At 63.9% G+C, this 11,135-nt stretch carries 11 protein-coding genes; 4 read left to right on the plus strand and 7 right to left on the minus strand.

Going from position 1 to position 11,135, the window contains the following annotated elements; genetic code table 11:
• Window positions 1-103: 103 nt before the first annotated feature.
• From ABZ293_RS25525 to ABZ293_RS25535, 3 genes are all read right to left on the minus strand, one after another.
• Window positions 104-1,210 (minus strand): hypothetical protein, encoded by a 1,107-nt coding sequence (locus tag ABZ293_RS25525; protein ID WP_355184531.1) that lies wholly within the window; start codon window positions 1,208-1,210, stop codon window positions 104-106.
• Between the two features lie 51 nt (window positions 1,211-1,261).
• On the minus strand, window positions 1,262-1,762 hold the full coding sequence (locus ABZ293_RS25530) for a hypothetical protein (RefSeq protein WP_355184533.1): 501 nt from the start codon (window positions 1,760-1,762) through the stop codon (window positions 1,262-1,264).
• Window positions 1,763-2,131: 369 nt separating this feature from the next.
• Window positions 2,132-2,455 (minus strand): hypothetical protein, encoded by a 324-nt coding sequence (locus tag ABZ293_RS25535; RefSeq protein ID WP_355184535.1) that lies wholly within the window; start codon window positions 2,453-2,455, stop codon window positions 2,132-2,134.
• A 398-nt stretch (window positions 2,456-2,853) separates the two neighbouring features.
• On the opposite strand from ABZ293_RS25535, the gene ABZ293_RS25540 reads away from it, so the two are divergent.
• A complete protein-coding gene (locus ABZ293_RS25540) occupies window positions 2,854-4,032 on the plus strand; it encodes a helix-turn-helix transcriptional regulator (protein ID WP_355184537.1) in 1,179 nt (392 codons plus the stop codon).
• 50 nt (window positions 4,033-4,082) lie between these two features.
• Here the strand turns inward: ABZ293_RS25540 and ABZ293_RS25545 are convergent, their stop codons facing one another.
• The gene (locus ABZ293_RS25545; RefSeq protein ID WP_355184539.1) at window positions 4,083-4,901 is read right to left on the minus strand and encodes an alpha/beta fold hydrolase; all 819 of its coding nucleotides are present in this window, start codon (window positions 4,899-4,901) and stop codon (window positions 4,083-4,085) included.
• 290 nt (window positions 4,902-5,191) lie between these two features.
• Window positions 5,192-5,755 carry a GNAT family N-acetyltransferase gene (locus ABZ293_RS25550; RefSeq protein ID WP_355184541.1) on the minus strand — a complete coding sequence of 188 codons (564 nt, stop codon included), beginning with the start codon at window positions 5,753-5,755 and terminating at the stop codon, window positions 5,192-5,194.
• Between the two features lie 386 nt (window positions 5,756-6,141).
• Between ABZ293_RS25550 and ABZ293_RS25555 the strand changes: the two genes are divergently transcribed.
• Window positions 6,142-6,942, plus strand: a complete 801-nt coding sequence (locus ABZ293_RS25555) for a carboxymuconolactone decarboxylase family protein (protein WP_355184543.1) — start codon at window positions 6,142-6,144, stop codon at window positions 6,940-6,942.
• A gap of 5 nt (window positions 6,943-6,947) precedes the next feature.
• On the opposite strand, the gene ABZ293_RS25560 is transcribed toward ABZ293_RS25555, so the two are convergent.
• Window positions 6,948-8,108 (minus strand): MFS transporter, encoded by a 1,161-nt coding sequence (locus ABZ293_RS25560; protein ID WP_355184545.1) that lies wholly within the window; start codon window positions 8,106-8,108, stop codon window positions 6,948-6,950.
• A gap of 76 nt (window positions 8,109-8,184) precedes the next feature.
• On the opposite strand from ABZ293_RS25560, the gene ABZ293_RS25565 reads away from it, so the two are divergent.
• Together ABZ293_RS25565 and ABZ293_RS25570 are read left to right on the plus strand one after the other, a co-directional pair.
• A complete protein-coding gene (locus tag ABZ293_RS25565) occupies window positions 8,185-8,967 on the plus strand; it encodes a helix-turn-helix transcriptional regulator (RefSeq protein WP_355184547.1) in 783 nt (260 codons plus the stop codon).
• Between the two features lie 570 nt (window positions 8,968-9,537).
• The gene (locus tag ABZ293_RS25570; protein ID WP_355184549.1) at window positions 9,538-10,836 is read left to right on the plus strand and encodes a hypothetical protein; all 1,299 of its coding nucleotides are present in this window, start codon (window positions 9,538-9,540) and stop codon (window positions 10,834-10,836) included.
• A 55-nt stretch (window positions 10,837-10,891) separates the two neighbouring features.
• Here ABZ293_RS25570 and ABZ293_RS25575 read toward each other — a convergent pair whose 3' ends face one another.
• Window positions 10,892-11,110: an MbtH family protein gene (locus ABZ293_RS25575; RefSeq protein ID WP_354958956.1), complete on the minus strand. Its 219-nt coding sequence runs from the start codon at window positions 11,108-11,110 to the stop codon at window positions 10,892-10,894.
• Window positions 11,111-11,135: the final 25 nt, after the last annotated feature.

Genomic DNA, 11,135 nt, shown 5'->3' on the forward strand with positions numbered 1-11,135 from the left:
TGAGCAGCGAAACATCGCCATCCTCATTATGTAAACAATTCGGTCCGCACTGATCGCGCTCCACGAAGCAGTTCCAATGCCGGAAAGTCGCGGAACGGGTTACCTACTGCTCGCCGCGAACTCGGCCTTCGCGTTCACGCTCAGCCCGCTCGCGTTCTCGTTTCTGGTGTATCGACCGATCCCGTTTGGACTCGGCGTGCGCTCGGGCCTGGTCGGTATCGACCAGCTTGGGCGGGTCGCTGCTGTTGAGTCCGAGGATGCCCATCATCTGCGGCGATAGTCCATTCTCTTTTGCCAGCGCTCGCGCGTTGTCGCGCTCCTGTACAGCTCGTGCCAGAGCGTTCGCACGTTCCTGCTCTGGGGTTCGCTGGGGTAGGGGTGGCGGTGCCGGGGGTTCTTGGGCGCGTGCTGGTTTGATCTCCAGACCGGGCACCTCCCGCGCCCGCGCTTCGCGGTCGGTGCGGGCGGGCGGTTGCGTCCTGTCCCGGCTGTCTTCTCGGGCGAATACCTGCTCTAAGGTAGGAAATTCTCGTGCTGCCCGTACGGCAGCCTCACGTTCGACCCTGGTGCGTTCGTCTCGCGCCTTGTCCTCCCGTGCCCGCTCGTCCCGCTCCTTCGGTATCCCTCGCTCCCGAGGCTCTTTCTCTCGAGTGCGTTCATCTTTCGCCTTGGCTTCCCGCGCTCGCACGATTTCCCGGATCTTCTCCAGACGTTTACGAGCACGGTCGGCACGAACCAGCTCATACGCCCTGATCAATTCGAGTTGTTTGGACACCAAGGATTGCCCGAGACGGATAGCCCGCGCCGCATCGGCACGGGAAACGATCTCGTGATGAAACCTGCTGGGAAAATCGCGAGCCAATTCCTGCATGTCCTCGCGTACTTTATCCGGAAGCTTCTCACCTTCGACCGTTTCCCACGTGCTATGTGTCAGCTGCTGGGATTCGAGCCCCGCCCGCTCTTTTCTTAACTGCTCGTGAGCATCCCGCTCATTGACCCGTCCTGATTTGCGCTCCAAACTTCGGGTTCCTCGGCCTTCGGATCGCGCTGAATCCAGAACCCGTGGACCTTCACTGGTCCGGATCTCGAATTGACGGACCCACCCTTTTTCCGGGGTTTCCCCCCGCTCATGCGCCCTGCCCAGTTCGAAATACAGACCCTTTTCGTAGCTGGACAGGTCGCGTCGGACAGCGTCGTATTCGTCGGGCACGTCAGCACCCACCCCCGTTTAAGCGAAGAGAATCGGATCAGGTGCGTGCTGCTACGTGACGGCTCGGGTTCTCTGTGCCCGGCGAACAGCTTCAGTAATGTTGTATTCGATCATCTCAGGTCCGTCCCTGTCGTCGAACAGGCGCTTCGCTATCGACACCATAGACACGTCGGATATCCGGTCGTCGCCGAGCCGCACGGACGGCCCGAAATCGTCGTACAGTGGCGGACCCCATTCCGGTATGTTCATCCATCCATAACCCGCGCGCCGCACGTAGCATTCGCCAAGGAACCGGATGAATTGGTCTGCCGATTTGCGGTTTTCCGCGGCGAAGAATCCGACCCGGTCGACAAATAACTCTTTCGCGGCTTCCATGATCCGAGTCGACATCGGCGGTTTCCACCAAGTCGAATCGCTAGCCATGTCGGGGACTGTCCGGGTAAGGAATTCTTGCACTCGTGATTCCATGCGTTCGGGCGCAACCCAATCCAGCCATGCCTGTGTTTTCTCATCGAATTCGATATCGAAACCGATCTGGTCGTCACTTCCCACGCCGATACCTCCGTTTTCTCGTCGCTTCTCGTTCTGTGTCAGTGTCTCATCACCGCTCGACACGTGTGCTTGGTCGGAGCACCCCTGCGTCGATCAAAGTCCATACAGCCTCATGTTTTGCGCCGCATGAGTCGGCGTCGCAGTTGATGCGCTGACGGAATACGCGGCGCGCTTCATCGATGCTGTACGGATAGTCCGGCGCACGGTGGCACTGGTCGCGAGCGATACGAGCGAGTATTTCCGTACTGGGGCGTTCGCCGTCAACGTGCACCGGGGGATCGACGAGGTAGGGCAGTACGTAGAAAAGCGCGACGCCCAACGTCAAAACCCCGGCGACCGTTGCGCACACGAGTCCAGTCGTCGACACGGCTAGTCGACCTCCGTGTCGTCGATCGAGATCGGCTCGACGGTGATCACAGAGTGCTCGTCGAACTCGTGATCGTCATCCAATGCGAATGCGAATGTCCGGCCGACAAACCCGCGGTCGTCAACTGGCGCCCATGATCCGTCGTCGCGCTGCAACCACGCCGCCGGGCGGTCGGTTCTGGTGTCGGTGTCGCGCTGCGCGAGAACGATTGCGCGGCTTGCGCGCTCGATATCGGCCTTGCAGTAGCGGCAAATTCCGATGTCCGGCCCGGCATCCTCATAGGTGCAGCGGGGGCAGAGTTTCACCTTCGGATCACTGAGCGCCATTCGGCACCCCCTCGGGCGGTTCATGCTCACCGATCCACCGGTTGCCCGCAATCACGAATAGCTCAATCACTTCGGCGGTCGGCGGTTTCCACCACGCATGAACCTCGGGCCGTGGTGGGCCGACGAACGGAACTCGTTGCGGAAGGTCGCTCGTAGTCACGATCTAATCCCCTTGTCGTTGGCTGCACACCCCCCAGCGGGGGCACCAACCGCGCCGTTGGGCGGGTCGTAGCTCGCGGTGCGCTGTGGGGCGCGTCCCGCTGGGGAGGTGCTCAATCCGACGTTATGGACATACAAATGCCGCGAGTGACAACCTGGTGACAACTCGCAACGCCCTGGTCGCGGCCGGTAGTCTCGGCTGTGGATGCCAAACCTGCCCAACTGCTAGGGAGTCCGCCGTGACCCACGTAGGCCACCGCATCGCGGTCGAACGCAAACTCGCCGGACTGAAACAAATCCAGTTGGCACAGAAAGCCAACTACAGCGTGTCTTTGCTCCGCGCTGTCGAGCAAGGGCGCGAACCGGCATCCCCAGCATTCATCGCTGCTATCGCGCGGTCGCTGAGCGTGGAGCCCGAACGACTGACCGGAGTGCCGTACTACGCCGAAATCGAGGCGGACGGTGGGCCACTCGAAGGTCTGACCGAACTACGCGCGCTGATCGCGGAAGGTCCGTACGCCCAAGGTGTGGAACCGCCGACTCTTGCGGAGCTAGCCGCCGAGATGGCCGCCATTGATCGGGACTGCCGCGACGACAAGAGCCGGATGGCGCTCGCGCGGCTCCCTGTGCACATGCGCCAGTTGTACGGCGCGCTTCACGCGACCAGCACCGCCGCCGAACGCGGGGCGATCTATAACTTATTGTGTGCGGCACACGCGGCAGCCGAACGGCTGTGCCGCCGGTTCGGATACATGGGCTTGGCCGTTTCCGCGCTGGATCGCCTCGAAGGGTTCGCCGCACAAGCGGATGACCCGCTGTACGCGGCGCTCGGAAGGATCAAGCGCGCCCGAATCCTGATGTACCACAACGCAAACGATGTCGCGCTGACGTTGATCGAAAAGGCGCTGGACACGATCACTGGTGACGATGCCGCTGCTACTGAGGTACGCGGGTTCGGGCACCTGTGCGGGTCGATCATTGCCGCTCGCGGGTTCCGTCCCGACGTTGCTCGAAACCACATCACAGAGGCCCGAACGTCCGCACTACATGTCAACGGAGAATCCGACATGTACGGCACTATGTTCGGTCCCGCGAATGTCGAAATCCATTCGTGCGCAGTAGAACTCGAAGCGGGCGATCCTGGCAAAGCCGCCCGCGAAGGGACGGCGCTCGTGCTTCCGGCGGGTATCGCGCTACCGCGTGCCGGTCACCACTGGCAGGACGTAGCACGGGCGTGGTTGATGTCCGGGCAGCCGGACAAGGCGCTGAAATCGTTGAACCTGGCGCGGCGGGTTGCGCCACAGCAAACCCGCTTGCACCCCTCTGTACGCGAGACGCTGCACGGGATCGCGGCGGCTGAACGACGGCGCACCGATAGCCTGTCAAGTTTCGCTGGCTGGGTCGGTGTCGCGCTCTGACGTTCTTGTCGGTGCCCTGCAGCGTGTCCCCCAGCCTTGATGCCGTCGCGCTAGGCCGTGAGCCAGTCCGCCGCGATGCGGATCACTTCAGCCTGAAACTCCCGGCTTTTCGGGTTGAGGTACTGCGGATCGTCATGGACGGCGAATCCGTGCTGTGATCCCTCGATTTCGACCAGCTCAACGGGTGCGGTGAATTGAGCGACGGCAGCGCGGGAACCGTCGATTGGGACCAAGGTGTCTGCATTGCCATGGACGATCAGAGTCGATGCCTTGATCTCGCCGAGGACTTCGTTCGGCTTCAGCCAGAACACCTCATTGAGCAGCGGCCGACCATGCCGCAGTGTCAGCGTGAACTGGATCGCTCCGGTTTCGTTGAGTTCTTCGGCCTTCTCGTCGTTGATGACGTCGTTCGTCCAGTAGTCGCGAGTGTCGATGGTGCGCTTCTTGTAGTCGAACTGCGGATTCAGCAGCACCAACCGGGACAGATCCTTTGGGCGTTTGGCAGCGTAGTAGCCACAAATACCACCCCCGAAGCTAGCACCGAGCAGCGACAGGTCACTGGCACCCGTGGCGTCCTGCACAGCGGCGAGGCTGACGCGGATGTCGTTGAGGATGGCGGAGAGAGTTAGTTCCTCTTGGCGGCCTTCGCTGTCGCCGTGGCCGCGAAGGTCAAACCGCAGCGACGCGATACCAGCATCGGCAAGGCCGGCTGCGAGACGGGTGAAGAAGCCGCCCTCCTCACGGGTGACGCCACCACCATGCACCAGCACGACGGCGTGCGTCGTGGGTTGACCGGGAGTGACGAGGGTGGCTGCCAGGTGTAGGCCGTCGAGGGTACGGACGCGGGTGATGGTGCTCGTCGGAACCACGGAGCCAGTCAACCAGAGCAGGCACACCGCTGGCAGTGTCCGTTGCCAGTTGATCTGACGCAGGGAACGAGTTCTGAGCAGCAGTGCGTCAGATAGGTGGCAGAGGACAGGTCTGGGGTTCCTGCCAGATTGTTGGCGCAACTGCGTGTGGCTAGGGCGGTGAATGTCGACGTCGTTTGTCGGTGAATTCTGGTGTCATTGAGCGGCTTCGGGCTCGCGTTGTATCGGCGGAAAGTGACGTCACCTGCACGGCGTGTCACAGAACGGGTGTTGGTGGCGTCACCTGCCATTCAGGCTTTGAACGAGTGCAGGCTAGCCAGGCACAAGGTCTGCCCGGCGTCGAACCATTCGAAGGTGCTGACCGGCTGGAATCCCAGGCGGGCTGCGAGTCTGAGCGAGCGTTTGTTGGCCGTTTGGGTCGCGATAAGGACCGGCTGGTCTGGGAGCTCGTCTGCGGCTGCGCGTAACGCGGCGCTCGCGGCCTCGAACGCCAGTCCTGTGCCCCAGGCGTCGCGCCGCATCAGGTAACCCAGTTCCAGTTCCTCGCCGTCGTCGGTGACGTGGCCGGGCTCGTCAGCGGCCCGCCGTTTGAGCTCGAATGTTCCGATCAGGTTGTCGGTGGCCTTGTCGGCGATGATGAAGTGGCCGGGAGTGGCGGTTGCGTTGGCTGCGCCGCCGATCGCGTCGAGGCGCTGCTCGGCGTCCTCCCGCAGCCGCGGGACTCCGATGTAGGCCCAGACATCCGGGTCAGTCTGTAGCTCGATGAGTCCTTCCCGATCAGCGTCGCGCGCCTTGCGCAGCAGGACCCGCTCCGCGGCGATCTGGACAGCGGACAGCATCGGCAACTGGTTCATGTGGCCCTCCCCTTGTTTGGACGTTGATCGGTAAGATCATGCCACCGCCCCGTGGACACCTCTGCGAAGCACGAGAAGCCTTCCACCGCAAGCAAGATCACGCCGTCAGTATTCACCGACGTAGCCACCGCTTCCTCGGCCGTCGCACAGGGTTGCCCCTTCTTGTCCACGCATTGCGCACCGGGCGGAGCTTCGCAGACAGGGCACTCGTAGTTTCTCCCTGGCGGGGTCGTCTACAACGACAGCAGGAAGTTGGGCGGGGAAGGGCAAGGCCACGCTGAGTCTGGGGATTGCGGTCGGTGGCGACTGGGCCATGTCAGGGTCTCGGCCAGCCGGGCAAATCAGCGCTTGCGTTGGAGTGCACTCCAACTTTTAGAGTTCGGGGCATGACGAACACACAGGCCCCTACCAGCAATGATCGCTTCGAGCGCGGACTGGAACTGCTTCGGCAGGTCGGTGGAAAGGAGCGGCCCGCGGTGCTGGACAGCCTCGCGGATATCGCACCGGACCTCGGGCGGCTGACCGTCGAGTTCGGGTATGGCGACATTCTGTCGCGGCCCGGACTGACCTTGCGGCAGCGGCAGTTGGCGACCGTGTCGGCGCTGGCGGCGATGGGAAATGCCGCGCCGCAGTTGCGGTTCCACATCGACGGGGCGCTGAATGTGGGGTGCACGCGGGAGGAGATCGTCGAGACGCTCATCCATGTCAGCGTGTACGCGGGGTTCCCTGCCGCACTCAACGGGCTGGCTGCGGCGCGCGAAGTGTTCGACGCCCGCACCGATCTCCCGGCACCGGCCGAACCGGCACCGGCACCGGTGGGTGACCGGTTCGAGCGCGGGAGTGCGAAGCTCGCGGAGATCGATGGGCATGCGGGCGAACAAGTTATCGACTCGCTGCGCGATATCGCACCGGATCTGGGGCGCTACATCATCGAGTACAGCTTCGGCGATATCTACTCCCGCCAGGGCCTGGACCTGAAGACCCGCGAAATGGTCACCATCGCCATGTGCACCGCACTCGGCACCGTCGCGCCGCAACTCGGCGTGCACATCCACGGTCTGCTGAATGTCGGCGGCACCGAGACCGAGGTTGTCGAAATCATCACGCAGATGGTGGGTTACGCCGGATTTCCGGCCGCACTGAATGGCATCGCTGTGGCGCGCGCGGTTTTCGCCGAGCGCAACTGACGCCCTCAGCGAGCTGGTTCCGGCAGCAAAGCGGCCAACGCGATCGCGACGGCGGGTATGAAACACAGTGTGGTGAGGACGGCTTGGGGACCATGGCGATCGGCAATGGCCCCGAGTACCGGCACGAACAGGCCGCCCGCGCTGACCGCCAGACCCAATGTCACGCCCGCGGCGGTTCCCGGCCGCGTCGGCAGATAGTCCTGCCCCAGCTTGACGAATACCGCGAACGGCATGTTCACAGCAATACCGGCGAGGACCACGGCGACCGATCCGAGTGCGGGATTCGGGCATATGCGCAGCACGACCAATGCGGGAATCGCTGCCGCACTGCCGATTTGGACAGTGCGCAGCATGCCGATGCGATCGGCGATCCGGCCGCCGACCAGCGTTCCCGCGACACCGCCGACGAGAAATGCGGCCAGGGCGACTCCCCCGAGCGTCCGCGACGCCCCGAGATGATTGATCCAGTACAGCGCGATGAAGGTGTTCATACCGGAGTACGTGGCCGAGCGAACGACCTCGACCGCGGTCAGCACGAAGAACGGCACCCAGCGGTCACATCCATCGATTCGCTTCGGCGCCACGGCGTTTCGCGTGCGTCGCTGCTGATGCCGCCACAGCACGAACCCCATCAAAACCGCTGGCGGAATGAACAGCGCGGTAGCCCCGACACCGAGTGATACCAGTGCCGGTGTCGCCAGCGCGGGTGCGAGGAAGAATCCGGCGCTGCCGCCCGCCGCGAAGAAGCTCATGGCGCGGGCACTGTCACCCGCCGCCGCGCGCGCATCGCGTCCGGCGGCCGGATGGAATGCCGCCACACCGAGTCCGGAAAGCAGCAGCAGCGCCCACACCAACGGATAGGTCGGCGCCAACCCGGCCAGGCCCGCCCCGAGTCCGGCCACCGATACCCCGGCCGGTGCCAACCACAACAAGCGCCATCGATCGGCAAGTACACCCAGAATCGGTTGCGGCAGTGCACTTCCCAGTGTCGCGGCCAATGCGAGACCGGAGGCCGCGATGTAGCTGTAATCCCGTTGCAGCACGAAGAACGGAATGCTGGCGGGCACCAGCCCCTGATAGAAATCGTCGACCATATGCGCGATGGCCCAGTGCCGCATGCGCTGCCAGTCCGATACCGCCGGTGCGGCCTCGACTGTCTCCACCATGACCTGTCCCCTCTCGTCGTCCGCAGTCAGCGTAAGAACGGTCGGGTGCGGCAGACTTCCGATAAAGTGCCAAAATATGTCGCTTATCAGCCATAGTCTCGGCGCGCCGACGGCGACCGGCGATCTGCCCGGCGGATCACAGATCGACCGGCATCGGCACACCGAACATCAGATCGTGTACCCGAGCGCGGGCGTCGCGGAGGTCCGCACCGATGCGGGCAGCTGGATCGCACCCGCGGACCGCGCCATCTGGATACCGGCCGGATGCTGGCACGAACATCGCTTCTACGGCCCCACCCGATTCCATTGCGTCGCTTTCCAACCCGACCAGAACACCGCTGCGAACCAACCGGGCATCCGACCACCCGTCGCCGAATCGCCGCGCGATGCCGCGGTCATAGCGGTGAACCCGCTACTGCGCGAACTGATCATCGCCTGCTCGGCCCCCGAGGACCTGCCCGCCGACGAACTCGCCCGCCTGCGCCAGGTACTACTCGACCGCATACACCGCAGCTCCGCGCAAGCCCTGCGCCTACCCGCCGCCGAGGACGCCCGACTGCGCCGGGCCTGCACATTGGTGGAGCGCGACCTCACCACGGTGTGGACACTGGCCGAGCTCGGCAGACACGTCGGTGCGAGTGAACGCACTCTCGCCCGCCTGTTCCGCACCGAACTCGCCATGACCTATCCGCAATGGCGCACCCAGCTGCGCCTGCACCGCGCGGTGCAGCTGCTGGCCGAATCACTTCCGGTCACCGCCGTCGCGCACCGCTGCGGCTGGGCCAGCGCCAGCGCCTTTATCGATGTCTACCGTCGCACGCTCGGGCATACGCCCGGCGCCTATCAACGACGCCACTGAGCATGCTGCGCACCCGATCTCGGTGCGGCGCTCAACAATTGAGCGCCGCACCGGAACCCCTCATCAGGGCATCGGGCTACTTCTCGGCGGTGCGCCGGAAGCAGTGTGCGGACGCGGCCAGGTACTGCCGACAGCGGGCGCCGTGGCCAGCGTGGACAGACAGGATGAAACGGGCCCGGTCGTCGCTGAGACCCACTGGTTCTTGACTGCAATCACGGCTCTGCACCAGCCACAATTCCCGGATATCCGAATGCAAAACGTCCATTGTTCACCTCCGCGAAAAGATAAGTGCACCCGGCACCGGCAACCCCGCCGAAGCCCGCCTTCGACGCTGTTGGATCGGAGCAGCGTCGGGACCGTGCGTCGGGCCACGGAGAGTCAGCGCCCCCGAAAGGGTTTGGGGCACAAACCCGGTGCCGGGTACCGCTTCAGCGTGCACGTTGCGATTCGATCGATAACAGAGCCGAATGCGGTAAATGCGAGTAATTTCCGATTGAATCAGCCTGGTACGAGGAAGCGGGACCTATGGTTGAGGTCGACTGGACCGGCGAAGACGTACACGCTCTTCGCATGGCGATGAAGCGAAGTCGCTATGAGTTCGCGCGCTTGGTGGGCGTCACCCCGCGCACCGTGATCTTGTGGGAGAACGGCCGGACAACCCGGATGCATGCCGCAAGCCGACGTTTGCTCGATCGAGTGCTATCGGAGGCCGATTCTGTCGTCATCGCGCGATTCGAACGCGCGATCGCGCCAGGCCCACTGACAACCCGTGATATCGGAGATGCGAGCGCGGCGCTCGATCGGATACAGCTCGGTAGGGACATCGGGCTCGACAAGGAAGTCGAGGATGACGACGTGAGAAGGCGATTACTGCTGGCCTGCATCGGCGCGGGCCTGGCGGGGCAGGCGGCCGATATGGTCGCCAGCGAACCGGAGAAAATGCTTGCGACCCTGGACGCCGGGTCGATGAGCGAGCGGCGGCTCGGCTTCTTCGAGCAATCCGTCGAGGCCCTCGGCGCCCGGGTGGTGCAGGTGCCGCCGCACGAGTTGCTGCAACTCACGCTCGACCAGTTCCGCGCGGTCCGTGGCAGTCTCGCGGAACGCCAGGCCACCCACCATCAAATCCGACTGGTCCGTACTGCGGGCCGCCTGGCGAATGTCGCCGGCGAAATTCTGTTCAATGAGGGCCATTTCGGTCAGGCGCGAATGTGGTACACCACCGCAATTCACGCCGCCCAGGACATCGGCGACCGTTATTCCGAGGATATCGCGCTGGCGGGATTAGCGTATTTACCGACCTATAGCGATAATCCGAAGGAAGTTTTGAACCTGCTCGGCCCGCGCCTCGAAGAAAATCCGGGCCATGGTCCGGCGTCGGCCTGGCTGTGGGGAATGGCGGCCCGCGCGCACGCCAGTCTCGGCAATTTCGACGGCTTCGCCGGCAGTATCGCAAGATCGGAGCAGGCACTGGAAAATATTCCGGCAGACCAACTCTCGATCGGCATCTTTTCCTTCCGCCCGGAGAAGCTGGCCTTCTATCAGGCCATCGGCTACTCCCGCCTGGGCCGCACCGCAGAGACCGCCCGCGCCGCCGCGCGAGCTATCGAACTCTACGACCCCAGCGAGACCATGGAGCCCGCGCTGGTCCGGTTCGAACACGCCACCGCCCTGCTCGGCTCCGGCGAGGTGGAGGAGGCCTGTGCGGTGGCCACCCGCGCGATCACCAACGGCCACACCTACGTCGGCCTCACCGTCACCAAGCGCGCCAAACAATTCGACGCCGCACTGTCGACCTTCCAGGGCCGCGCCGTCGCCGACTGGCGCCAACAAGCACGAATGATCATCAACTCCCCGCGCACCCGAGTTTGAGGGGCGGGGCGCACCGGTCGGCAGGGGGGATGTGAGACCGGTGCGCCCCACCTATTCAGTTGGCTTCGCGGTGCATTGCGGCGATCAGGGAATTCGGGCGCATGTCGAGCCAGTGGGATTCGACGTAGTCGAGGCAGGAGTGGCGGGGGGCCGCGCCGTGGGCGATGGTCCAGCCGCCGGGGACGGCGGCGAAGATCGGCCACAGTGAGTGCTCGCCCTCATCGTTGATCAGGACGTAGAACTGGGCGTTATCGTCGTCGAAGGGGTTGGTCACGGGAATTGGCCTTCCTGGTTGGGGT

The sequence above is a fragment of the Nocardia sp. NPDC005998 genome (assembly GCF_040614395.1).
GTDB lineage: Bacteria > Actinomycetota > Actinomycetes > Mycobacteriales > Mycobacteriaceae > Nocardia.

What these genes read in the sequence shown, in the direction of transcription:
- ABZ293_RS25570 (WP_355184549.1), top strand. Translation starts at nt 9,538, where the DNA reads ATGGCGATGAAGCGAAGTCGCTATGAGTTCGCGCGCTTGGTGGGCGTC.
- ABZ293_RS25560 (WP_355184545.1), bottom strand. Translation starts at nt 8,108, where the DNA reads ATGGTGGAGACAGTCGAGGCCGCACCGGCGGTATCGGACTGGCAGCGC.
- ABZ293_RS25550 (WP_355184541.1), bottom strand. Translation starts at nt 5,755, where the DNA reads ATGAACCAGTTGCCGATGCTGTCCGCTGTCCAGATCGCCGCGGAGCGG.
- ABZ293_RS25565 (WP_355184547.1), top strand. Translation starts at nt 8,185, where the DNA reads ATGTCGCTTATCAGCCATAGTCTCGGCGCGCCGACGGCGACCGGCGAT.
- ABZ293_RS25555 (WP_355184543.1), top strand. Translation starts at nt 6,142, where the DNA reads ATGACGAACACACAGGCCCCTACCAGCAATGATCGCTTCGAGCGCGGA.
- ABZ293_RS25535 (WP_355184535.1), bottom strand. Translation starts at nt 2,455, where the DNA reads ATGGCGCTCAGTGATCCGAAGGTGAAACTCTGCCCCCGCTGCACCTAT.